Annotated in this window: 21 protein-coding genes; 9 read left to right on the top strand and 12 right to left on the bottom strand. The window is 68.6% G+C overall.

Annotated features, from left to right (window positions below):
* Nucleotides 1-77: 77 nt before the first annotated feature.
* Together ACN0WF_RS03710 and ACN0WF_RS03705 are read left to right on the top strand one after the other, a co-directional pair.
* Nucleotides 78-1,940, top strand: coding sequence for a DUF294 nucleotidyltransferase-like domain-containing protein (locus ACN0WF_RS03710; RefSeq protein ID WP_417771432.1), 1,863 nt, complete (start codon nucleotides 78-80; stop codon nucleotides 1,938-1,940).
* A gap of 116 nt (nucleotides 1,941-2,056) precedes the next feature.
* Nucleotides 2,057-2,581: a hypothetical protein gene (locus tag ACN0WF_RS03705; RefSeq protein ID WP_417771431.1), complete on the top strand. Its 525-nt coding sequence runs from the start codon at nucleotides 2,057-2,059 to the stop codon at nucleotides 2,579-2,581.
* Nucleotides 2,582-2,858: 277 nt separating this feature from the next.
* Here the strand turns inward: ACN0WF_RS03705 and acs are convergent, their stop codons facing one another.
* The 5 genes from acs to ACN0WF_RS03680 all read right to left on the bottom strand — a co-directional run bounded on the left by acs (nucleotide 2,859) and on the right by ACN0WF_RS03680 (nucleotide 8,236).
* Entirely contained in the window at nucleotides 2,859-4,799 is a 1,941-nt protein-coding gene (gene acs / locus ACN0WF_RS03700) for an acetate--CoA ligase (protein ID WP_417771430.1), read from the bottom strand.
* Nucleotides 4,800-4,988: 189 nt separating this feature from the next.
* The gene (locus ACN0WF_RS03695) at nucleotides 4,989-5,483 is read right to left on the bottom strand and encodes a hypothetical protein (protein WP_417771429.1); all 495 of its coding nucleotides are present in this window, start codon (nucleotides 5,481-5,483) and stop codon (nucleotides 4,989-4,991) included.
* 100 nt (nucleotides 5,484-5,583) lie between these two features.
* A complete protein-coding gene (locus tag ACN0WF_RS03690; protein ID WP_417771428.1) occupies nucleotides 5,584-6,375 on the bottom strand; it encodes a lysophospholipid acyltransferase family protein in 792 nt (263 codons plus the stop codon).
* Nucleotides 6,376-6,454: 79 nt separating this feature from the next.
* On the bottom strand, nucleotides 6,455-7,189 hold the full coding sequence (locus tag ACN0WF_RS03685) for a YdcF family protein (protein ID WP_417771427.1): 735 nt from the start codon (nucleotides 7,187-7,189) through the stop codon (nucleotides 6,455-6,457).
* Between the two features lie 180 nt (nucleotides 7,190-7,369).
* On the bottom strand, nucleotides 7,370-8,236 hold the full coding sequence (locus ACN0WF_RS03680; RefSeq protein WP_417771426.1) for a phosphatase PAP2 family protein: 867 nt from the start codon (nucleotides 8,234-8,236) through the stop codon (nucleotides 7,370-7,372).
* A 234-nt stretch (nucleotides 8,237-8,470) separates the two neighbouring features.
* Between ACN0WF_RS03680 and ACN0WF_RS03675 the strand changes: the two genes are divergently transcribed.
* From ACN0WF_RS03675 to ACN0WF_RS03665, 3 genes are all read left to right on the top strand, one after another.
* Nucleotides 8,471-9,115 (top strand): LysE family translocator, encoded by a 645-nt coding sequence (locus ACN0WF_RS03675; protein ID WP_417771425.1) that lies wholly within the window; start codon nucleotides 8,471-8,473, stop codon nucleotides 9,113-9,115.
* Nucleotides 9,116-9,212: 97 nt separating this feature from the next.
* The gene (locus ACN0WF_RS03670; protein ID WP_417771424.1) at nucleotides 9,213-10,031 is read left to right on the top strand and encodes a hypothetical protein; all 819 of its coding nucleotides are present in this window, start codon (nucleotides 9,213-9,215) and stop codon (nucleotides 10,029-10,031) included.
* Between the two features lie 20 nt (nucleotides 10,032-10,051).
* Nucleotides 10,052-11,545 carry a M48 family metalloprotease gene (locus ACN0WF_RS03665; protein WP_417771709.1) on the top strand — a complete coding sequence of 498 codons (1,494 nt, stop codon included), beginning with the start codon at nucleotides 10,052-10,054 and terminating at the stop codon, nucleotides 11,543-11,545.
* A gap of 22 nt (nucleotides 11,546-11,567) precedes the next feature.
* Here the strand turns inward: ACN0WF_RS03665 and ACN0WF_RS03660 are convergent, their stop codons facing one another.
* Both ACN0WF_RS03660 and ACN0WF_RS03655 read right to left on the bottom strand, forming a co-directional pair.
* Nucleotides 11,568-12,518, bottom strand: coding sequence for a glycosyltransferase family 2 protein (locus ACN0WF_RS03660; RefSeq protein WP_417771423.1), 951 nt, complete (start codon nucleotides 12,516-12,518; stop codon nucleotides 11,568-11,570).
* A gap of 90 nt (nucleotides 12,519-12,608) precedes the next feature.
* Nucleotides 12,609-13,520, bottom strand: a complete 912-nt coding sequence (locus ACN0WF_RS03655) for an alpha-1,2-fucosyltransferase (RefSeq protein WP_417771422.1) — start codon at nucleotides 13,518-13,520, stop codon at nucleotides 12,609-12,611.
* 195 nt (nucleotides 13,521-13,715) lie between these two features.
* Between ACN0WF_RS03655 and ACN0WF_RS03650 the strand changes: the two genes are divergently transcribed.
* Complete coding sequence (locus ACN0WF_RS03650; protein ID WP_417771421.1) at nucleotides 13,716-14,837, top strand: YeeE/YedE family protein; 1,122 nt, start codon at nucleotides 13,716-13,718, stop codon at nucleotides 14,835-14,837.
* A 46-nt stretch (nucleotides 14,838-14,883) separates the two neighbouring features.
* Here the strand turns inward: ACN0WF_RS03650 and ACN0WF_RS03645 are convergent, their stop codons facing one another.
* The 3 genes from ACN0WF_RS03645 to ACN0WF_RS03635 form a co-directional block, all read right to left on the bottom strand.
* Nucleotides 14,884-15,579 carry an SDR family oxidoreductase gene (locus ACN0WF_RS03645; protein WP_417771420.1) on the bottom strand — a complete coding sequence of 232 codons (696 nt, stop codon included), beginning with the start codon at nucleotides 15,577-15,579 and terminating at the stop codon, nucleotides 14,884-14,886.
* Between the two features lie 74 nt (nucleotides 15,580-15,653).
* Nucleotides 15,654-17,810, bottom strand: a complete 2,157-nt coding sequence (locus ACN0WF_RS03640; RefSeq protein WP_417771419.1) for an exonuclease domain-containing protein — start codon at nucleotides 17,808-17,810, stop codon at nucleotides 15,654-15,656.
* Nucleotides 17,803-18,198, bottom strand: a complete 396-nt coding sequence (locus ACN0WF_RS03635) for a response regulator transcription factor (protein ID WP_417771418.1) — start codon at nucleotides 18,196-18,198, stop codon at nucleotides 17,803-17,805. Before ACN0WF_RS03635 ends, ACN0WF_RS03640 begins: the two co-directional genes overlap by 8 nt.
* 177 nt (nucleotides 18,199-18,375) lie before the next feature.
* On the opposite strand from ACN0WF_RS03635, the gene ACN0WF_RS03630 reads away from it, so the two are divergent.
* Nucleotides 18,376-18,795 (top strand): hypothetical protein, encoded by a 420-nt coding sequence (locus tag ACN0WF_RS03630; RefSeq protein ID WP_417771417.1) that lies wholly within the window; start codon nucleotides 18,376-18,378, stop codon nucleotides 18,793-18,795.
* A gap of 15 nt (nucleotides 18,796-18,810) precedes the next feature.
* Here ACN0WF_RS03630 and ACN0WF_RS03625 read toward each other — a convergent pair whose 3' ends face one another.
* Nucleotides 18,811-19,299 (bottom strand): hypothetical protein, encoded by a 489-nt coding sequence (locus ACN0WF_RS03625; RefSeq protein ID WP_417771416.1) that lies wholly within the window; start codon nucleotides 19,297-19,299, stop codon nucleotides 18,811-18,813.
* Nucleotides 19,300-19,572: 273 nt separating this feature from the next.
* Between ACN0WF_RS03625 and ACN0WF_RS03620 the strand changes: the two genes are divergently transcribed.
* A complete protein-coding gene (locus ACN0WF_RS03620; RefSeq protein WP_417771415.1) occupies nucleotides 19,573-20,184 on the top strand; it encodes a GNAT family N-acetyltransferase in 612 nt (203 codons plus the stop codon).
* Entirely contained in the window at nucleotides 20,181-21,461 is a 1,281-nt protein-coding gene (locus ACN0WF_RS03615; protein ID WP_417771414.1) for an MFS transporter, read from the top strand. Before ACN0WF_RS03620 ends, ACN0WF_RS03615 begins: the two co-directional genes overlap by 4 nt.
* Here the strand turns inward: ACN0WF_RS03615 and ggt are convergent.
* Nucleotides 21,455-23,266 carry a gamma-glutamyltransferase gene (gene ggt / locus ACN0WF_RS03610; RefSeq protein WP_417771413.1) on the bottom strand — a complete coding sequence of 604 codons (1,812 nt, stop codon included), beginning with the start codon at nucleotides 23,264-23,266 and terminating at the stop codon, nucleotides 21,455-21,457. The two genes, ACN0WF_RS03615 and ggt, sit on opposite strands and share 7 nt — an antisense overlap.
* Nucleotides 23,267-23,406: the final 140 nt, after the last annotated feature.

Raw genomic sequence — 23,406 nt, 5'->3', positions numbered from 1 at the left:
CGCTTCGCCCGGGACAGACGGCCTTTCCTGCCGTAGCATCGGAACACCGCCGCCGTTCCCGGGAGGAGATGCGGGTCATGACGTCCGACACAGCCACGTTCAGCAGTCCCGACAAGTGCCGCTTTTTCGAGCGCCACCATCCGTTCGACCTCCTGCCCATGCGCGAGCTGGAAGCGCTGGCCGCCGCCGCCACGCCGCGCGACATCCCCCCCGGCACGCAGCTCTTCGCCGCCGGCGAGACGGTAACGGCGCTCTATGCCGTGGAAACCGGCGAGGTCGACCTGACCTCGGCGGAAGGCGCACTGATCTCGCGCTGCCTGTCGGGCGAGGGCTTCGGCGCCCGCAGCCTGATGCGCAACGGCATCGCCCAGCTCACCGCCACGGCGACGACCCCGACCCGCGTCCTCGTCATCCCGGCCGCCTGCTTTCACGATCTTGCCGCCCGCTACCCGGCCTTCGCGGCCTATTTCGACCGGATGCGCGACGTCGGTCATCGCCGCATCGCCGCCCAGGCAGAAGGGGCGGCGGCCGAGATCTCCGTCGACCTCCGGGAACTGATGACCACGACACCGGTGATCGTCCCCACCGACATGAGCGCCCGCGCCGCCGCCGGCATCATGGCGGAGAAGTCGATTTCCTGCGTTCTGGTCGGCACCGCCGAGCGGCTTGCCGGAATTCTCACCTCCGGTGACCTCACCGCCCGCGTCCTCGCCGCCGGCCGCGATCCGCTCGTGCCCGTCTCTGCCGTGATGACGCCGGATCCCGCCGCCCTGCCGCCGAGCGCAACCATGTTCGACGCGCTGCTTGTCATGAGCGGACGCGGCATCGGCCATCTGCCCGTCGTCGAGGATGGCCGCCCCGTCGGCATCGTCACGCGCACCAATCTGGTCAGCCGCCAGTCGCTTTCCGCCGCCGCGCTGGTTGCCGACATTGCCCGGCTGACCGACATCGACGCGCTCGCCGCCGTCGTCGGCCGCGTGCCGCAGCTTCTCGCCCAGCTCGTCGGCCTCGGCGTCGAGGCCTACCGCATCGGCCATCTCGTCACCTCCGTCACCGACGCGCTGACCCGGCGGCTGATCGCGCTCGCCGAGGCCCGCCTCGGTGCGGCGCCGGTTCCCTATCTCTGGCTTGCCTGCGGCTCGCAGGGGCGGCGCGAGCAGACCGGTGTTTCCGACCAGGACAATTGCCTGATCCTCGACGACGCCTTCGATCCGGCGCGACATGACGGCTGGTTCGCCGAGTTCGCCCGCCTCGTTTCCGAAGGGCTCGACGCCTGCGGCTATTTCTTCTGTCCCGGCGACATGATGGCGACCAACCCGCGCTGGCGGCAGCCCGCTTCCGTGTGGCGCGACTATTTCGCCGGCTGGATCGCCCGGCCCGATCCGATGGCGCAGATGCTGGCCAGCGTCATGTTCGACCTGCGTCCGATCCACGGCGATACGGCGCTTTTCGCCGGCATGCAGGCAACGACACTGGAGGCGGCGCGCAGGAACTCGATCTTCCGCGCCCATATGGCTGCCAATTCGCTCAAGCACACGCCGCCGCTCGGCCTGTTTCGCGGCTTCGCCCTGATCCGTGGCGGCGAGCACAAGGACACGCTCGACCTGAAGCACTCCGGCGTCGTGCCGGTCGTCGATCTGGCCCGCCTTTACGCGCTCACCGGCGCGCTCAGCCCGGTCAACACCCGCGAGCGCCTGTTCGCCGCCCGCGACGCCGGCGTGCTCAGCCAGTCCGGCGGCAGCGACCTGATCGACGCCTACGACCTGATCTGCAACATCCGTCTCGCCCATCAGGCGCGCCAAGTGCGCGAGGGCGGGAAGCCCGACAACTTCATGGCCCCGAGCACCCTTTCGGCGCTCGAGCGCAACCACCTCAAGGACGCCTTCGGCGTCATCAAGACCTTGCAATCGGCCATCGGTCACGGCAACCAGATGGTCTAGGCTCGCGGCGGGCCGGCCCGAAACAGCCGGTCGCGCCGACAGCCCTTTTACGCCCTTTCGTTCACGCGCCGGCCTCTCGCGGCCCGGCCCGCCAGTCAGGAAAGTCCAGACCGACGATGTTTCTTCTGCTCATGAGCACCGTCGCCCTTGGCGCGGCCCTCGCCGGCCTCGTCATGATCGCCAATCGCCTTCTCGGCGGCCGCCTGCCGCGCTGGCTCGCCCCGGCGGTCGCCGGCATCGGCATGTTCGGCTTCACCGTCTGGATGGACTACGGCTGGTTCGACATGACCTCCGGCAGCCTGCCGCCGTCGATGATGGTCGTCGGCAGCTACGAGACCAGCAACCCGCTCCAGCCCTGGACGCTGGTGCGGCCGAAGATCAACCGTTTCGCCGCCGTCGATCTCGACACGATCGAGCCCAATGCGAAGGACCCGCGCTTCCGCCGGATCCGCCTCAGCCTCTTCACCCGCTACGAGCCGGTGCGCCACATCGTCCAGATCTACGACTGCGAGAGCCGCCGCCGCATCGACCTGCTGCCCGGCGAGACCGCCGACCCCGCCGCCGTCGCAGACGCGGCCTGGGCACCTGTGACCGATGATCCGCGCGCCGTCGCCGCCGTCGAGGCGATCTGTTCGAACTGAGGGACGGATCCGCCTTCGCGCCGACCCGCGGGACGTGCCTCTATCCCCGTCCAGGGCCGGGTGCGCATTGCAGGCGCCGCCGCGCCAGGACGCCCGTAGCCGCGTGACAATCTCGTCTTCGAAAGCGACAAGTTTGCGTTGTTTTCATTGCAAACTTGCAGGAAACGCCGCGCTTTGGCGTAGTTGAGGGCACCCTGCAAAAAGGGCGGCCCGGTTTCCCGGCCCGCCCCTTTTTCACATGCGTCTCGACGCGTGGCCTTGCGACCCGGCAGGCCGATCAGGCCGGCCGGTTCTGCCGGTTCTCGATCAAATCCTCGACCACGGCCGGATCCGCCAGCGTCGAGGTGTCGCCAAGGTTGTCGAAGCTGTCCTCGGCGATCTTGCGCAGGATGCGGCGCATGATCTTGCCGGAACGGGTCTTCGGCAGGCCCGGCGCGAACTGGATCAGATCCGGCGAGGCGATCGGTCCGATCTCCTTGCGCACCCAGTCGCGCAGCTCCTTGGCGAGCGCGTCGCTCGGCTCCTCGCCCTCCATCAGTGTCACATAGACATAGATGCCCTGGCCCTTGAGGTTGTGCGGATAGCCGACGACCGCCGCTTCCGACACCTTCGGATGGGCGACCAGCGCCGACTCCACCTCGGCCGTGCCCATGCGGTGGCCGGAGACATTGATCACGTCGTCGACGCGGCCGGTGATCCAGTAATACCCGTCCGCGTCGCGCCGGCAGCCGTCGCCGGTGAAATACATGCCCTTGTAGGTCGAGAAGTAGGTCTGCACGAAGCGCTCGTGGTCGCCGTAGACCGTCCGCATCTGCCCCGGCCAGCTGTCCAGCAGCACCAGGTTGCCTTCCGTAGCCCCTTCAAGAATAGAGCCTTCCGCGTCGACCAGCGCCGGTTGCACGCCGAAGAACGGCAGCGTCGCCGACCCCGGCTTCAGGTCCGTCGCCCCGGGAAGCGGCGTGATCAGGATGCCGCCCGTTTCCGTCTGCCACCAGGTGTCGACAATGGGACAGCGTCCGTCGCCGACGTGGTCGTAATACCACTGCCAGGCTTCCGGGTTGATCGGCTCGCCGACCGAGCCCAGGATCCTGAGCGACGAGCGATCGGTCTTGGCGACATGCTCGACACCGGCGCCCATCAGCGAGCGGATCGCCGTCGGCGCGGTGTAGAAGATCGAGACCTTGTGCTTGTCGACCACCTCCCAGAAGCGGGCGGGCGAGGGATAGGTCGGAATGCCCTCGAACATCAGCGTTGTCGCGCCATTCGCGAGCGGGCCGTAGAGGATGTAGGAGTGGCCGGTGACCCAACCCACGTCCGCGGTGCACCAGTAGATATCCTCGTCCTTGCAGTCGAAGACATATTCATGCGTCATCGAGGCATAGACGAGATATCCGCCCGAGGTGTGCAGCACGCCCTTGGGCTGGCCCGTCGAGCCGGAGGTGTAGAGGATGAACAGCGGATCCTCGGCGTTCACCTCGACCGGCTCGCAATGGTCGGAGACCCGCTCGACCTCCTCGTGATACCAGACATCGCGCCCGGCCTGCATGGCGATGTCGCTGCCGGTGCGGCGCACCACCACCACCTTGTCGACGGAAAGCTTCTCGACCGCCTTGTCGACATTGGCCTTCAGCGGCACCTTGCGGCCGCCGCGCAGACCTTCGTCGGCGGTGATCACCACCCTGCTTTCGCAGCCGGAAATGCGCTGCGCCAGGCTGTCCGGGGAAAAGCCGCCGAAAACCACGGAATGCACCGCGCCGACGCGCGCACAGGCGAGCATGGCATAGGCCGCCTCGGGGATCATCGGCAGGTAGATCGTGACCCGGTCGCCCTTCTTCACCCCCATCGCGTGGAGCACGTTGGCGAAGCGGTTCACCTCGTGGGCAAGCTCCTTGTAGGTGATCACCTTGTGCTCGGACGGATCGTCGCCCTCCCAGATGATCGCCGGCTTGTCGCCGCGCGTCGCCAGATGCCGGTCGACGCAATTGGCCGAAACGTTGAGCGTGCCGTCCTCGAACCACTTGATCGACACGTCATGCGGATCGTAGCTGGTGTTCTTGACCTTGGTGTAGGGCTTGATCCAGTCGACGCGCTTGCCGTGCTCTCCCCAGAACGCCGAGGGATCGGACACCGACGCCTCATACATTTCCCGGTACTTGTCCTTGTCGACGAGCGCGTTGGCGGCAACCGACGCCGGAACCGGATAGATGGTCTCGGACATATAATCCTCCCGAATGCATGTCGCGGCACGCCGGAGCGTCAGGCGCCCCGGTCTTCGCAGCGCATTATGGTGTCGCGCACGGCGGGCGTCCACTTCACCCGCTTCGTTCTTTCGTATGTTGAGGAGGAACCCGTAGACGCCCGGACGCCAAAGCGCGGGCGGACGCAGCGTCCCCAGCCCGACCGCGGTTCAGTCGTTCTGGCCGATGCCGCCCTCGAGATCGTCAAGCACGTCGCGCCGCGAGGCCGCATCGCCGGCCAGAAGGTGCACCAGCGCGACAAAAGGTCGCCGCCCCGCCCGCGGCAGCGGCGCCCCCCGGCGGCGGCCGTCGCGGTCGACCTCGCCGAACCACACCGGCACGACCGGACCGGCCGGCGCCCCGTCTGGGTCATCCTCACCGACGGCGGCCACGGCATCCTCCGCGTCACCGGCCGTCTCCCCGCAGACGATCTCCAGCTCGGGCTGGGCCAGGCCGCGCTTGCGCCGCGGCGCGGGCCGCTCAAGCACGACCACGGCGCCGCGATAGTCCTCGAGGCTGTCAAAGGAAACGCGCGTAAAGAGATAGCGACGCCCGGAGGCGCCGACGAGATACCGGTATCGGTCGCCAAGACCGAGATCTTCCACAGCGCGCGGGGCCGGCGCATCGCCAGCCACCGGCTGCGCCTTAGCGCAACCCTTGGTCATGGCCACAATATAGAACGGACAGGGAACAGGCGCCAGAGCAAATGCAGCGCCCCGGGTTCGGCTCGCCGCGCCCCGTGCAGCCCCTGGCGGGAGAGCCCGCTCAGGAGAGGTTCAGCGGCTTGCCCCGCGCCGCCATGCGGGCGGCGGCGCGCTCAATCACCGGCGAGCGGCAGCCGGAGGCCGCAGCCTCGCCGATCAGCCGGTCTGAAGCCTCCTCGACGGCTTCCACCATCTCCCCGTAGAAGGTCTCGATATCCTTGCCAGGAGGGATCGGCGGCAGGAACTCGACGATCACCTTGCCTGGAAAGAGCGCCCAGCCCCGGCGCGGCCAGTAGAGGCCGGAGTTGACCGCCACCGGCAGCACCGGGCAGCCGATCTGGCGGTAGAGATAGGCAACGCCATGCTTGTAGCGCGGCTCCTCGCCGGCGCCGCGCCGCGTTCCTTCGGGAAAGATCAGGATCTGCCGCCCCTTCTCGACCGCCTCGCGCGCGCGCTCGGTCATAGCGGCGAGCGCCACCGAGCGCTTGCCGCGATCAACCGGGATCTGATTGAACTTCATCGTGTACCAGCCGAAGATCGGAATGTACTGCAGCTCCCGCTTCAGCACATAGACCGGAGCCGGAAAATGCGGCAGCAGCGCAAAGGTCTCCCAGGCCGACTGGTGCTTGGCGGCGACGATGAAGCCGCCCTCGGGAATGTTCTCCAGACCGCGAAACTCGACCCCAAGCCCGACGATCCAGCGCAGCAGCGCCAGATTGACCCGCGCCCAGAATGGCACCACCGGCCAGCCGGTGCTGCGAGGCAGCGCGAAGACCGGCAGCGAGACGACCATCAGCACGAGCGTCGAGACGTAGAACAGGAACTGGAAGACGAGGGAACGCAGGAGGATCATGGTGGGTCCGGCCGGCAAAGAGGTTCGGATCTGGAATGCAAGGTCCCGTCGCCGGGACCCGCGGCATCGCGGCGCGCCCTCAGCCCGGCAATCTGCCGGTCGACATGACGATCCTGAGCCAGGAGAGCATATACTTCAATTGCTCGCGCAGAAGAAGCAGCGAAACCTGCGGATCGAGATACCAGCGGCGAAACTCCATGCCGTTCGCCTGCACCGCGACCGGGATGAGGTCCACATCGTCGGCGGCCGAGCGCAGCTCCAACAGGGCGCGCGGCATGTGATAGGCGCTGGTGACGACGAGCAAGCTCGTATAGCCGCCGTCATGCGCCCATTTCGCCGTCTCCGAGGCGTTCTCCAGCGTGTTGTTGGCATTGCGGTCAAGATCGACGCAGCAGTCGAAAAGCGCCATGTCGCTCTCGGTCAGGCTGACGATCTGGCGCGGCGTCGTGTCCGGATGGACGCCGGAGATGAGCAGGCGCTCGGCGCGCCCCTCGGCCAGGAGGTCGAGCGCGATCTTGACCCGCTCGCTGCCCCCGGTCAGCACGACGATGGCGTCCGCCTGGGGCGCGGCTTCCGGAGCATCAATGGCGCTCAGCCGCGCCACCGCATCGGCAAAGCGGATGAAACTGCCCACATAGAACCCGATCAACAGCGCGAGCGCGACGAGCAGCGCGACCGGCCAGACCCGCCGCCGCTTCCCCCGCGATCCCGGTGCGACGGCCGGGTCCGCGCTGCCGGAACCGGACGCAAGAGGAGCGGCAGCCGGAGATGCTCCGTCTTCCGTCACCTTCGTCCGGGGGTCAGTCTGGGTCATCATGCCTTCGTGCTGGAAAAGGACGCCTGGAGAGATCAAGCGGGGCGACTACATCATCCCGTCTTCTCCCATCCCTGCCGAAATTGAACCGGTTGGCAAGCGCCACGCGGATTTCCACAAGCCGACGCGGGGAGCCTGAGCCGCCATCGCATGCGATGGCGGCGGGAAAATGGAAGACCGTCAGGCAAACATGGCGAAGAAGCGGCGAACCGCAACCGCAGCCGCGCCCGCCGCACGCAAAATCGCCTTGCGCAGGCGCGCGGCCAGCCGGTCGAAGCTCTCCCGGGAACGCCGCGCGCGGCTTTCCGCCCCCGGCATTTGGTAGAGACCGAAACGCACGGCCAGGATGACGGCGAAGGTCAGCCCCCAGGCAAGCAGCGTATCGGAGAGGAAGTGGCCGCCAAAGGCGACCCGGTTCAGCGACAGCGCCAGGCAGAGCGGCAAGACGGCGGCCAGAACCCCGGCCCGCCAGGCAACCGGAACGAGAAAGGCAAGCGACACCAGCCAGAAACTCGACGAGCCCTCGCCGGAGACAAAGGAGCAATTGGTGTCGCAGTAAGTGCTGATCTGCCAGACCGGAACATAGGGCGCATCGCCGCCGAACGCCTCGACCATGACAGGCCGCGGCCGGCCCCAGTTGTTCTTGAGCACCGCATTGACGAGCAGGCCGGGCCCGAGCGCCAGTGTCGAGAGCAGGAACAGCTGCGGGCGCAGCGCGATCCGCCGGCCGAGATCAGGCAGGAAGGCAGCGGCAAGCACCAGCGCAACGCAGGCCCCGGCGATCAGCTTGACGAGAAACGGCCCCAGCTCACGCAGCCGCATGAAGAAGGGATGGGCGGAAACCCAGAAGCCGGCCGTCGGATCGTAGAAGAGCCGCGTGGCGGCCAGGTCGAGCGCTGGAAAGAGCAGGAACAGCAGACTGACACCGGCGATCCAGCCAAATGCCACACAGGCAAGCGACCAGGTCTCGCCAGCGGCGAGCGCGCGCCGGAAACCGCGGCGTCCTTCAGGACCGGTGGCCGGCGGGGTCGGTGTGTCGGACGGCATGGCGGAACCCCGGACAGGTGACAACTGCGCCACGCGAGGGCGTGCGGGCGCGGCGGATCGCGCCGGTTATAGACGCGGGCCGCGGTCACGTCCAACAGCGCGGCGCGGCGACGCAGCCGCTCCGGAGTCGCGCGGCACCGCATCGATGGCGGGCAGGCGCGAAACCGGCTATGAAAGCGGACTGACCGGGCAGGGATGCCCCGCCGGCCCCGCGCGCTTTCAGGAGCCTGCTGCATGAGCTTCATTCCCGACGTGCCGACGATGCTCACCTTCACGCTCGCCTGCGTCATTCTGGTGCTGACGCCGGGTCCCGACATGACGCTCTTCATCGGCAGGTCGCTTTCGCAGGGCCGCGCCGCGGGCATGGTCTCCATGCTCGGTGCCGCCGCCGGAAATGTGGTGCACACGCTGCTTGTCGCCTTCGGCCTTTCGGCGCTGATCGCCGCCTCGGCGGAAGCCTTCCTCGCGGTCAAGCTGGTCGGCGCGCTCTACCTGCTCTGGCTCGCCGTCCAGAGCCTGCGCCATGGCTCGGCCCTCAGCATCGCTCCGGGACAGGACCGCACGCCCAGCCCGCTTTCGCGCGTCTTCGCAACCGGCTTGCTGGTCAACCTGCTCAACCCCAAGATCGTGCTGTTCTTCCTCACCTTCCTGCCCCAGTTCGTCGCCGCCGACGATCCCGACGCGGCCGCCAAGCTGATCTTCCTCGGCCTGTTCATGGTCGTGGTGGAACTGCCCATCTGCGCGGCGATGGTGCTGACGGCGGAAGGTTTCTCCAAAAGCCTGCGCCGGTCGCCACGGCTCATGCGCGCCATCGACTGGCTCTTCGCCGGTGTCATCGGCGGCTTTGCCGTCCGGATCCTGATGACCAGTCGGGGCTGAAACGCGCCGTGCCAAGCTCTTGCCGTCTTTTTCGACAAGCTAGGACAACGGAAACGCATCCGCGCCCCGGACCGGGACACAGAGCAATCGGGCGAACATGACCCAGACGAACGCGCGCACGACCGGGCGGATGGGCCTCGCGGTCCTTGCCCTTGCCACCGCCCTGCCCGCGCACGCGGGCAATGGAAGCAAGGACGGAGACGGTCCACCGCCGGCCTGCCTTGCCGACAGCAAGGCTCCCGTCGAGATGCTTGACCTGCGTGGCCCCGATGCGCGGGGCGACTTCCAGGATGCAGGGGGGAGGATCTACATCAGCGCCGACCTCGTGCCGCTCGCCGCCGCAAGCGGGAGGGAGCCGGGTCCCGGCGCGTTCCGCAAACTGAGCTTCGTCGATGTCGCCGGGCGGCCCGACCGCTGGCAACGCCGAAGCGGCCACCTGAGCAACGCCGATGGCCGGGGCTGGCTTGCCCGGGACCTCGTCGAACGCGGCGAGGCGGCGGTGATGCCGGCGCTGCTCTCGCCGGATTGCCTGGCCCCGCTGCTGCGCGCCGAGGAGACGGCCCGGCGGGAAGCCCGCGGCGGCTGGGCGCGTGAACAGGCCTTGCGGGCCTCCGACACCGCAGCCATCGCCGCGCGTGCCGGGCACTTCGCGCTGGTTGTCGGGCGGGTTCTTTCGGTTGGCGAAACGGACAGCACGCTCTATCTGAACTTCGGTGGGCGCTGGAGCACGGACTTCACAGTGACGATCCCGGCACGCAAAAGGAATGAATTCGCTGCCGCCGGGCTTGACGTCGCGGGTCTCGAAGGGGCAGCTATTCGCATACGCGGGAGCGTTCGCAATTCGGGAGGGCCCGCGATATCGGTCTCTCACCCCGCGCAGATCGAACGGCTCGACAAGGATGGCACGCGCCGGTGACAAGGCTTTCCCTTCGCGACATGACCAGGTTTTTCGCCAGGGACGATCGGGCGAAGGCCGGCACGCATCCGCGCCGGCGACGCATTGCCGTTGTCGCGACGCTGGCCGCGCTGGCCCTTTCCGGCTGCCAGTTTTCCGGATCCGGGCCGATCGACATCGGCACCCCGGCACCCGGCACGCTGCGCCCGGGCCTGGCAGACGTCGGCGCGCGCGAGCACCCGCGCGTCGTCGCCACCTATGGCGGCGTTTACGAGGACCGTGGCGCTGAACGCGCCGTTGCCCAGGTGGTCGGCCGGCTGGTGGAAGCCTCCGACGACCCCTCGCAAACCTACCGCATCACCATCCTGAACTCGCCCGCCGTCAACGCCTTCGCCCTGCCGGGCGGCTATCTCTATGTGACACGCGGCCTGCTGGCGCTGGCGACCGACACCTCGGAAGTGGCGGCCGTGCTCGCCCACGAGATGGCCCACGTCACCGCGAGCCACGCGATCAAGCGCCAGCAGCGCGCCGAGGCGACGGAACTGGCCGGACGCGTGCTCGGCAACGTGGTGCGCGATCCCGACCAGGCGCGCGCGGCGATCATCTCCTCTCAGCTCTCCTTCGCCCGCTTCTCGCAGATCCAGGAGCTGGAGGCCGACGCCGTCGGCGTGCGCACACTGGCGCGTGCCCACTACGATCCCTTCGCCGCCGCCCGCTTCCTTACCGCCATGGGCAACTTCGCCGCCTACCAGAGCGCGCAAGGCGCGGGCAAGGGCGCCCCGGACTTCCTGTCCTCGCATCCCACCACGCCGGAGCGCGTGCAGACGGCGGTGCGCGCGGCGCGCCAGATCGGCGCGCCGGGGCTCGGCGAGCGCGACCGCGACGCCTATCTCACCAAGATCGACGGCATGCTCTACGGCGACGATCCGCTGGAGGGCTACATTCGCGGCCGCACCTTCCTGCACAAGGCGCTTGGCATCACCTTCTCCGCCCCCCAGGGCTACATCATGGAGAATTCGCCCGAGGCGGTGCTGGCCAGCAACCCCTCCGGGACGGCACTGCGCTTCGACGGCGCCGACCTGACCGACTTCAGCTCGCTGCGCGCCTATATGACCAGCGGCTGGATCAATGGGCTGATCGCCGACAGCGTGCGCGAGGAAACGGTGAACGGACTGCCGGCGGTCACGGCCTCGGCGATCACCGACGGCTGGTCGTTCCGCATCGCGGTGGTGCGGATCGGGCGCACCGGCTACCGCTTCATCTTCGCCTCGCGCAGCGGCGGCAGCAGCTTCGACCGCGACTATCAGGCAACACTGGAAAGCTTCCGCCAGCTCACGCCGACCGAGGTCGCGCGGCTCCGGCCGCTGCGCATCAAGGTCATCCGCGCCGACGCCGGCGACACGCCGGAACGGCTTGCCGTGGGCATGAGCGGCGTCGAGCCCGAGCGGCGGCTGCAGTTGTTCTCGATCCTGAACCAGGTCACCCCCGGCGAGGCGATCCCCGCCGGCACGGCGCTGAAGCTCGTCGTCGACTGAAGCGCGCGGCGAACGCGCCGGCTCAGTCGCCGTCGACCTTGCGATAGGGCTGGGACTGGTAACCGGTCAGATAGGCAAGCGACCCGAGGCCCGAAGCGACCTGCTTCGCCGCCTTGAAGGCCTGGCGCTTGCCCTTCGCCGGAACCACCATCAGCGCCAGCGCCAGCGGGGTCTCGAAGAGCACCCCGCCAGCAACCCGGCCAAGCCCCTTCACGAGACTGCGCATCATCGCATTCGCTCTGCCGGCGCGCTTCTCGTGCAGGCGCGAGATATTGCCGGCGACGCGGAACGTGCGCACAAGCTGCCACCCCAGCCGGGTGCGGCTTTCAGGCACCAGTTCCTCGACGACCGCGTCGGGGATCCAGACGATCTTGCCGCCCACATCATGGACACGGGTGAAGAAATCCGTGTCGCTGCCGCCGGTGAACCGCAGCGCCATGTCGAAATGCAGCGCCAGCCCGCCGTCGGACTTTTCCTTGAAGACGCAGGTATCGACGAGCGTGTTGTGGCCTTCCGCCTTGCCCAGCACCGTGCCGTGAGGCCGCTTGTTGACCTGCTTCGGGATCATCCAGTCCGGCGTGCCCGGCGGATAGGTGTAGATCACGCGCCCGTAATGCACCTCGCCCGGATGGGTCTTCGTCGCCTCGACCATGGTGGCGAGCCAGTTCGGCAGCGCCACCTCGTCGTCGTCGATGTAGAGCACACGGTCGAACCCCGCATCGGCTGCGAAGACGCCGCAGCGGTCGCGGGCGAAGGGAATGCCCAGTTCCGTCTCGAGCACATAGTGGACTTTCCAGCCCGTTTCCCGCTCGACCTCCTCGCACACGCCGCGCGAGGTCTCCCGGTCGTGGTTCTCGACGACGACGATCTCGGCCGACACCCAGTCGGGAACGGCCTGCGCGCAGACGGAGTCCAGACAGGTCCGCAGCAGGCGGGGGCGTTCACGCGTGCAGATCGCGACACATAGCTTCATCCGGCCATTCATCCGGCATGTCCTTTCCCGACGCCCGTCCCGGCGTCCGTTTTCCCTGGAGGCCGCGACGGTCCGCGGCCTGATCGCGGGCTAGACCAGGATCCAGCCGCGCGGAAACAGCTCGTCGACATAGACCCGGCGCAACTCGTCGCGCGCAAACCACTGGCGCGGCGCGATCACCTGTCGCTGCGGGTTGCGGCCAAGCCACGCCCCCCACCAGCTGAAGCTGGAGTTGGCGATGACGTGATGCGCGCAACGGCTCATCAGGTGAAGATCCTGCTCGCGGGTCTGACCTTCGACAAGCCGCCTGTTCGGCCAGTGCGCGGTCAACTCCGCCGCCGCCGCGATGTCGTCCGAAAACACCAGGAACTCCGCCCCCGGCACCAGCCGCGCCATCAGCGCCGCCGCCCGGTCGTAGTGCTCGGCACCCAGCACGCCATGCACCGCCGTCGTCGCCGCGTTGGCGACATAGTCGCCCCGGCGCACATGGACGGAGACGCTCGTCTCGCGCTCGGCCAGGGCCAGCAGATCCGGTGCGATGGTCGGCGCGACGCGCTCCAGATCGAACAGCGACCGCACCTCCCCGGCGCAATCGGCGAAGAACTGCTCCGACTGGAAGTAACCGGCGACATAGGTGCCCGGCGCGATGTCGAAATACCCGTCGGCATGGCACATGCCGTCCTGAAAGAACCGCGGCCCCTTCCAGAGCCGAAACCGCTTCTTGCCGCGCCGCGAGCGTCCGGAAGAAAGCCTGCCGAACAGGCCGCCCGGCTCCGGTGGCTGCCAGATGCGTGGCGCGATGCCGAAGACGTCGAGCGCCAGCCTGGCGTGGGCCGGCTCCGTCTCCAGCGGATCGATCAGCAGCGGAACCCCAAGCCGGCGGGCGGCGGCATGGCCGGCGGCATACTGGAACATCTGGTTCCCGAGCCCGCCCCAGACGCGCATGCAGACCGGCGCGACATCGCCCATCGCTTCCTTGCTGCCCGTTGCTTCCTTCGTCACGCGCCTGTCATTCCCTGCGGTTTGCCTTCAGCCCTTGTTAGTCGCCAACGCCCGGCGGAACAAGCGTCCTTCGCCCGGCCACGCGCCGCAGCACCGCTCTTGCGCGAATTGAGCAGGATCAAGGCAGCACGCCCGCGGTTCTTGTATTCATGATATGGAATATCTTGAGAAGACCCCATGCCTGGGAGACGGACAATGGACCTGACCGGCCTGATGGACGCAATCGGCGAGGCGGAGACATCCGCGCTCGGCGGCCTGCTGATCGGTGCCGCCTTCGGTGCCTTCGCCCAGCGCAGCCGCTTCTGCCTGCGCGCCGCCGCCGTCGAATTCGCGCGGGGCGAGATCGGCATCCGCGTCGCCATCTGGCTCGTCACCTTCTCCTCGGCCGTGTTCCTCACGCAGGCGCTGATCGCGCGGGACCTGCTCGATGTTTCGGAGGCCCGGCAATTCGCCGCCCGAGGCTCGCTGTCCGGCGCCATCATCGGCGGCGCGCTGTTCGGCTGTGGCATGGTGCTGGCGCGCGGCTGCGCCAGCCGCCTGCTTGTGCTGTCGGCGACTGGAAACCTGCGCGCGCTGCTCTCCGGCCTGATCTTCGCGGTTGCCGCCGAGGCCTCGATCCACGGCATCCTGTCGCCGCTGCGCGACCGTCTCGCCGGCCTGTGGACCATCGGCGGGCGCGACAGCCTCGATCTGCTGCAGGCGCTGCACCTCCCCGAGGGCGCCGGGATCGCCATCGGCCTCGCCTTCGTGCTCGGCACCGTCGTCCTTGCCCTGCGCGCCCGGCTCGGGCCCTGGGGATGGATCGGCGCGGCCGGCGCGGGCGCCACCGTCGCCGTCGGCTGGTGGTTCACCTATCAGCTCGCCACCCAGGCCTTCACCCCGATGAGTGTCAAGAGCATGACCTTCACCGGCCCCTCGGCCGACACGCTGATGGTGGTGCTGACGCCGCCGGGCAGCAACATCGACTTCGACGTCGGGCTGGTGCCGGGGGTCTTCATCGGCTCGGCGCTCGCCGCGCTCATTGCCCGGGAATGGCACCTGGAGGGCTTTCGCGACGGCCATTCCATGCGCCGCTACATCCTTGGCGCGGTGTTGATGGGCTTCGGCGGGATGCTCGCCGGTGGTTGCGCGGTGGGTGCCGGCGTCACCGGCGGCTCGATCTTCGCGCTCACCGCCTGGGCAACGCTCTTCGCCATGTGGGGCGCGGCCGGGCTGACCGACCTTCTCGTCGACCGGCTGCCGGAGCATCTGGCGGCGCGCCGGGCCGTGGCCCGGGGCCACCCGGCGGAAGCCGGCCGCGCGCCCCTGGCTCCCTGATATCGCTCTTCTGCCGTCGCAGGGCTGCGGTGCGCTCCCCCCGTCCCTACCAGGGATGTTCGCTGCCGTTCCATTGCAGGAAGCGGCCGGTGTCGGCCATCGTCAGGCCGCACGCCACCTTGCGAATGCCGGCGGCACTCTCCTCGACCGAGAGCTCCGCCTCCGGCCCGCCCATGTCCGAGCGCACCCAGCCCGGATGCAGCACGGCGACGGCAATGCCCTCGCCGGCAAGATCGAGCGCAAGCCCCTGCATCGCCTTGTTGAGCGCGGCCTTGGTGGAGCGATACGCATAGCTGCCGCCGCGCGGACGGGCGAACGAACCCATCTGGCTCGAAACCGTGACGATGCGCGGGGTCTCGGCCCGGCGCAGGCAAGGCCGCAGCGCCAGCGCAAGACGCATCGGCGCCAGCGTGTTGACGCGAAACTCCTGCTCCCAGGCGTCGAAATCGAGATCGTCGAGCGACTGATGCGCGCCCAGCACACCGGCATTGTTGAGGAGAAGGTCGACCGTCTCGTGCTCGAGCCGCTTGGCGAAGACCGCGACGGAGGCCGGATCGGCGACATCGAGCGGCCGCACAACAAGCCGCCCGGCGTGGGCGTCGCCAAGAGCGGCAAGCGCTGCGGCCGTTTCCGGGCGACGGCAGCCGGCGATCACCCGCCAGTCGCCCGCTTCGAGAAAGAGCCGCGCGAGCGCGAGGCCGATGCCGCGGTTGGCACCGGTGAGAACGATGGTCGAGGGCATGGGGAAGCTCCTGAGGGAAAGCTGTCGCAGGAGGCGCAGCGTGCGCCGCCGCGCCCTTGCCGGTCAAGCCGTCCTCAATAGCCTTTCTGTCGGCGGCGCAGGGAGACCTGCCGGTTCGAAGCGGCGATCGCCTGGTCGAGCGTGACGATACCCTGCACCTCGAGCAGGCCGACAAGCCGCAGCAGCACCTCCGCCGTCGCCAGCGCATCGCCGAGCGCCGTGTGCCGGTCCTTCTCGGGAATGACGATGTTGAAGCGCGCGGCAAGCGCGTCGAGCGTCAGGCTCTCGCCCGCGCCGAAGACATGACCGGCCAACAGCACCGTGTCGAGCACCGGTTGGTCGAAGACCACCCCCGCCTTGTCCCGGTTGCGGGTCAGGAAACTCATGTCGAAGGCTGCATTGTGCGCGACGAGCACGCTGTCGCCGACAAAACGGTGAAAGGCCGGAAGCACCGCACCGGCCGTTTCCGCGCCGACGACCATCGCATCGGTGATGCCGTGCACCCGCGTCGAGGCGGCCGGGATCTTCCGGCCCGGGTCGATCAGCGTGTCGAAGATCTCGCCGCGCAGCACCCGGCCGTTGACGATGCGCACGCCGGCGAGCGACACCAGCTCGTCGCCACGCGAGGGCTCAAGCCCCGTCGTCTCCGTGTCGAAGACCACGCAGGCGAGCGCGCGCAACGGCGTCTCGCCGATCTCCGCCGGGGTCTCCCGGGCGAAGAGGTCGAAATCGTAGAACTCCGGCCGCGCATCGTCCGGCGAGAGCGTCGCGACAGGCGGTTCCGGCTGTTCCCGCTCGGCGGCCAACGCCAGCGGCAGGCGCAGGCGGGCCCGCCCGTCCGGATCCCGGTCGGGCCACATCTCGGTCTTGTGCCGGCTGAGAACATCGTGCCCCGTCATCAGACCGAGGCTTTCGTCGAGCGGCTCGTCGAGCCACTCCTCCATCCGCGCCACCGGCAGGGTCTCCCCGCTCCAGGCCAGCTCGAGGCAGGCGCCGCTGCGGTGGCGCGACACGGCAAGGCGGAAGCTGCGCGTCCCCGCATCGACCGCGATCCGGTTCAGCACCCGGTCGACCAGTTCCACCATCGAGGCGCTGTCGCAGGAGAGCCACAGCGGATCGCCCCAGGTCTCGACCTCGATGGTCCGCCCCTCCGAGCGGCGGGCGAGAATGCAATCGACCAGCGTCGTCGAGTAGACCTCGCTCATCGGCCAAGCCCCCGACAGCAGGTCGCCGGCAACCTCGTCGAGCCGGTCGAGCCGCTCGCCAAGCACGCGCGTCTCGTCGTTCACCGTCTTCTTCATGGCCGCGAGGCGTCCGTCGGCCGGCCCGGAACGGCGCAGCAGCACCTCCGCCGCCATGGCCAGGGAGGCGACGCGCTGGCGCATGTCCTGCGTCACGTCGTGAAGCAGACGGTCGCGCCAGATACCGGCGGCCAGTTCGTCCGTCACCCGGTCGAAACTCACCACATAGCCTATCGGTACGGTCGCGCCGGCGTCGAGCACCAGCGACATGCGGCCACGCAGGGAGTCGTGCGCGCCCTTCGTGGCGCTGACGAAGGAGGCGGAAAGCCCGTCCTTGTGCCCGACGTGGCGACCGCTGGCGAAACGGCGGCCGAGCCGCTCCAGCGAATGGCGCAACGGCTGGGCGACGACGAGATCCGTCAGCGCCCGCCCGAGCCCGCAGGCGGCCTGCTGGGTGCCCCGGTCAAGCAGTTTCCGGGCGAAGCGGTTGTAGAGCAGGATGCGATGATCGGTGGTGCAGATGACGACGCCCTGCTGCAGGTCGCGCAGGACCGCCTCCAGACGTCCCTTCTGGTGCTCCGCCTCGGCCGTCGCCCGCGCCACCTGGGCATCGACCTCGCGGCGCGCTGAAGAAAGCGCCTCGCTCGCCTCTCGCATGGCCGGGGCAAGCGCGCCGAGATAGCGGGCGCGCGCATCCTCCATGCGCCCGCGCCCGCCCGCATGGACAGCGGCACGCAGCTCCGCGCCCAGCGCGTCGAGCGGGCGCACGACATGATCGTCGAACTTCAGCCAGACCCATGTGACGAGGCCGGCGATGGCAAAGCCCGAGACCAGTCCGGCCAGAACAAGGCGGTCAACCGATGGCGCATTGGGACCACGCGCCAGATAGAGCCCGGCGGCGACCAACACCGCCACGGCCCCTCCGGCAATGAGCGCGAAAAACAGAAAGACGCGAAGCCTCAGGCTCCAGCGCGCGACGCGCTCAGGCATGGCCGGCGGCCACCGCCGGACACGCACCCAGAAGCCGCCCGACGGTGCCGGTCAGCGCGTCCGCGGAAAACGGCTTGCCAAGAAAGGCGTCCGCCCCCAGCGCCAGCCCCTTTTCCTCATCCACCGGCCGCGAGGCTGCGCTCATCAGGATCATCGGCATGTTCCGCGTCGCCTCGGCGGCGCGCAGCTCCTGGCACAGCGCATAGCCCTTGCCATCCGGCAGGGCGGCATCGATCAGCAGCAGGTCCGGGGCGGCGTCGGCGATCGCACGGCGCGCGGCCTCTACCGTTCCCGCCATTCGCACCGAGTATCCGTCGTCCTCGATCACGTCCCTCAGAAAGCCCGTCAGGTCCGTCTCGTCGTCGACGATGAGCACAGTCTGGGTCATTTTCGCAGTCCTCCCGGTCCGGGATAATGGTACGCCGCGACCGGGGTTTCCAGAACGTCCTTCGTCTATAGGTGAAGTTGCGCGCCCGCGCACTGGCCATGACAAGACCGGCAATGCCGGGTACAAGGGCCGAAACGACCCGCCACCTTCCCTCTCCAGTCGCGAACGGCCGGCCACATGACCAGCATTTCCATTTCCCCTTTTCTCGGCACCTGGATCCTCGATCTCGACGAGAGCGAATTCGACCAGAGCGACCTTCCGCGCGCGGCGACATGCCGGATCGAGGAGGAGTTCGGACTGGTGACGATCCGCACGTCGATCGTCTCGGTCGAGGGCGAGACCATCGAGGGCGAATTGTCCGGCGTTCCCGGCGGTCCGGGCCAGCGTCTGTCGGAAAGCGGCCTTGCCGACAGGCTGACGCTGTTCTTCGAGGATGAGATGACGCTGACCTCGCAGGCCTCGCGCAAGGGCATCGTGCTGATGAGCGCCCGGCGCACCCTGTCGGAGGATGGCGGCACGCTGGAGATCGAGCAGACGGTCTCCGTCCCCGGTCAGGGCGACGTGGTCAACACCGGCGTCTACCGCCGCGCCCAGTAGACAGAAAGCGCGCCGCTACAGAAGCTGCGGCCAGCGCATCACGGCGAGCACGAGCAGCCAGGCGGCCAGCGAGATGCAGCCGGCGGTGCGGAACCGCGAGATGGTGCCGCGCGAATCCACCTGGTCAAGCAGCCGCCAGGCGGTGACGAAGCGCAGCAGCAGCCCGTTGAGCCCCGCCAGCGCGATCAGCGCGATCTTCGCCACAAAGGCCGGATCGGCGCTGTGCGCGAAGGGCCGCTGGCTGAAAAGCGCAAAGCCCGTGACAAAGGCCACGGCGAAGGCGACGAGCACCGTGCGGCCGAGCACACGGGAAATGTCGGCAAGCGGCACGCTCCGCCAGAAGCCGATGAGGCGCAGGTCGAAGGGCACCACCGCGCCGACGAGGATCGTGGCGGAAAGCGCATGGACTGCCGTGACCGCCGCACGCAGATCGGCCGAGCCGGCAAGCCATGCGGCCGGGGCGGAGTCCGCCAGATAGTCGAGAAAGGGCGCAATCTCCTGCATGACGCTGGGTTCCGATGCGTGGCGCGGTGACGGCCGGATTTCCCAGCCTGCCCTCCCGACATAGACTGATTCTTCGCGGTCCGGCCATTGCGCCCGGCGTTGCCGCCGCGATACACGCATTTGTCCGCGCTTGTTTCTGCTTGCAACCCGGGCGAAGCGGACTATCAAACGTGGATCCGTGCGGGCCCGCGGAAGACGCCAACCGGATATCGTGCTCCGCCTGTCTCCGCAACGTCCGGCGGCATTCCGCCGCGAGAAAGAGATGCCTTGTCGATGACCACATCCGCCATCTCGATCCTTCCCCATGTCCGTCCCGGCGACGAGGCCGCCGCCACGCGGATCTATGTCGACGCGCTGATCCAGAAGCTCAGACCGTTCTTTGGCACGGCGGAGGCAGCCGCCGGTTTTCTCGGCCCCCATATGCGCCGCGACCGGGCGGTGACCGCCATTCGCGACGGGCGGATCGTCGGCATCGCCGGCTTCAACCTCGACGGAAAGGGCCTGTTCGAGCCGCGCTGGCGGGATTTCCGCTCGAAGTTCGGCGCCTTCGGCGCGGCGATCCGCGTTGCCGGCCTGTCGCTTCTGGAAAAGCAGGACGAGCCGGACTGCCTGGCGATGGACGGCATCGCCGTTGACGAGACCGCGCGCGGCACAGGCATCGGCAGCGCCCTGCTGGAGGCGGTCGTCGCCATCGCCCGCCGCAAGGGCAGGAAGACCGTGCGGCTCGACGTGATCGACACCAACCCGCGTGCCCGTGCGCTCTACGAACGGCACGGGTTCGTCGCCGGCGCGCCTCGCGCGCTCGGCCTGTTCGAGCCGATCTTCGGTTTCACGAGCTCGACCCCGATGACCCGGCACGTGGCGGGGGGAACCGGAGACGCATGAGGCGAAACGAGGACGCGCTCGGCGAGGCCCCCGCCACCGCTCCGGTGAGCGCGTGGCACGCGACGCCGGATGATGTTGCCGGCGATGCGGCCGGCGCGCCGCGCACCCTCGATCGCACCGCCATGGCGGTGGTGCTGCTGCTCGTCGCCGTCTTCGGCCTGGCGCAGGGGCTGAGCTACCCGCTGCTTTCCTTCATTCTCGAACGCCAGGGCGTGCCGGCCTGGCTGATCGGCACCAACGCGGCGATGATGGCCATCGGCCTTCTGGTCTCGGCGCCGCTGATCCCCGGACTTGCCCGACGCCATGGCGCGGCCCGCCTCGCCCTTGTCGCCGCCCTCGCGCTGGCCGCGCTCTTCGCTACAATCGGCCTCTTCCAGTCGTTGTGGGTGTGGTTTCCGGCCCGTTTCCTGATGGGGATTGCCGTCAACACGCTCTATATCGCCAGCGAGACCTGGGTGAACCAGCTTTCCCCCGACCGCATCCGCGGCCGCATGCTCGGCCTCTATGCCACCGCGCTCGCGGCCGGCTTCGCCGCCGGCCCGGCGACACTCTCGGTGACCGGCACCCTGTCACTCGCCCCCTTCGCCATGTGCACCGCGATCGCCCTCGCCTGCGCGCTGCTGATTGTCGCAGTCGACGCGCGCCTGCCACGCTTCAGCGGCGGCGAGGTCGGCTCGATCCGCGCCATCGTGCCGAAGATCCTGTTCCTGCTGGCGGTGACGGCAACAGCCGCCGCCTTCGACCAGGCAATTCTGACGATCCTGCCCGTCTACGGCCTCGCCAACGGGCTTGATACACGCGCCATCACCCTGGCGCTGGCGATCATGGTCGTCGGCAACATCCTCTTTCAGGTACCCATCGGCATCGCCGCCGACCGCTACGGCCCGCGCCGGGTGATGGCAACGCTCTGCGCGCTGGCCATTGCCGGCGCGGCGCTCCTGCCCCTGCTGATCGCCACCACCTGGACGCTCTGGGCAATGCTTTTCGTCTGGGGATCGGCCGCCTACGGCGTCTACACCATCGCGCTGATGGAACTCGGACGGCGCTATTGCGGCGCCATGCTGATCGCCGGCAACGCCGGCTTCGCGCTGATGTGGGGCGTCGGCGGCTTCGCCGGGCCGGCCCTCTCGGGACTCGCCATCGACACCATCGGCAATCACGGCTTTCCGCTGCTGCTCGGCGCGGTCTATGTGGCGCTCTTCCTCGCAACGCTGATGCGCCCCGCCGGGCAAGACCGGGCGGAGCGCGAGTCAATGACGGCCCCGCCGGCTCAATAGCCGGCGGCAAGAGCTCCCTGGCGGCGCGGATCGGCAGCTCCCGCGAGACCACCTTCAAGCACCATAACCGACTGGGTCGAGCCCATGGTCGGCTTCTCCGCTATGGTGTGGCCCTTCTCCTTGAGGATCGCCAGCGTGTCGGGCGAGAAGCCCTCCTCGATGCGGATCTCGTCGGGAAGCCACTGATGGTGCATGCGCGGCGCCGCGCTCGCCTCGGCGATGTTCATGCCGTGATCGACCACATTGAGCACGATCTGTAGCACCGTGGTGATGATGCGGCTGCCGCCGGGCGACCCGGTCGCCAGCACCGGCTTGCCGTCGCGAAACACCAGCGTCGGGCTCATCGACGAGAGCGGCCGCTTGCGCGGCTCGACCGCATTGGCATCACCGCCGACCAGCCCGTAGGCGTTCGGAACACCGGGCTTGGCCGAGAAATCGTCGAGCTCGTTGTTGAGAAGGATGCCTGTGCCAGGCGCCACCAGGCCGACTCCGTAGGAGAAGTTCAGCGTGTAGGTATTGGACGCCGCATTGCCGTCCTTGTCGATGACGGAATAATGCGTCGTCTCGTTGCTCTCGTAAGGAGCAGGCCGACCCGGCGCGATCTTCTCCGCCGGCGCCGCCCGGGCGGGGTCGAAATCCGCCATCCGCTTTTTCGCGTAGGCCTTGTCGGTGAGGCCCGCGACCGGCACATCGACGAAATCCGGGTCGCCGAGATACTCCGAGCGGTCCGCATAGGCCCGCTTCATCGCCTCGGCCATGACGTGCATCGTCGCCGCCGACCCGAAGCCGGAGGCCTTGAGATCGAAGGGCTCCAGCATGTTCAGAATCTCGACGATGTGTACCCCGCCGGAGGACGGTGGCGGCATCGAGGCGATCTCGTAACCGCGGTAGGTGCCGGTGACGGGCGTACGCCACTTGGCCTCATAGCCGGCCAGATCCTCCACCGACATCGACCCGCCCGCTCCGCTGACGCGTGCGGCGATCGCCTCGGCGATCGAACCGCGATAGAAACCCGCCGGCCCTTCGCTGGCGATCTGCTTCAGCGAGGCGGCAAGCTGGGGCTGACGCAGGATTTCGCCCGGCCGATAGAAGCTGCCGTCGGCCTTGTAGAAGATCGCCGCCGCCTCGGCGTCCTTCGAGAGACGCGCGTGCACCTGCTCCAGCGAGCCGGCGAGATCGTCGGAAACGACGAAGCCCTCGCGCGCCAGCACGATGGCCGGCGCGATCAGCTCGGCGAAGGTGAACTTTCCACTGCCGAAACGCCCGTGCGCGGCATGCATCCCAGCGACAGTGCCCGGAACGCCGATGGCCAGACCGGTGTAGCGCGACTTGGTGCTGTCGGCATTGCCCTCGCCGTCGAGGAACATGTCGCGCGTCGCCCCGGCCGGTGCCAGTTCGCGGTAGTCGAGCGCATGGGTCTCGCCCGTCTCCGCCATGTGGATCATCATGAAACCGCCACCACCGAGATTACCGGCGCGCGGCAGGGTCACGGCAAGCGCAAAGCCCGTCGCCACGGCAGCGTCGACCGCATTGCCGCCCTTGGCAAGGATCTCGCGCCCGACCCGCGTCGCCAGCGCTTCCTGGCTGGAGACCATCCCGCTGCGGGCAAGAACCGGGTGGAACCGGTCGTCGCCCGACAGGATCGGCAGCGGCTCGGCCGCCTGCGCCCCAGGTACCGCCTGTTCGGCACGCACGCCGCCGCCCGTGCCAAGAGCGATGGCCAATGCGACGCCGCCAAGGGCCAGCCCCCTCATCCAGTTCCCCAACACGCCGCCCGTCGCGACATGCCTCTCGTCTTGGCGCATTTCCGCCCTCCCCCTTGGGTGTCCCGCCGGCGCGCGTATCGAACCGGACCTTGCTCCCCAGTCTGTCGGCAATCGGGTGCGGAAGGAAGTCTCTTCGCGTCCTGCGCGAAGACAACGAGAAAACGCGGCCGGATTTCTCC

The organism is Stappia sp., from assembly GCF_048268045.1.
Classification (GTDB): Bacteria; Pseudomonadota; Alphaproteobacteria; order Rhizobiales; family Stappiaceae; genus Stappia.
Note: the sequence above shows the minus strand (reverse complement) of the source record. Positions and strands in the feature narration are given on the sequence as shown.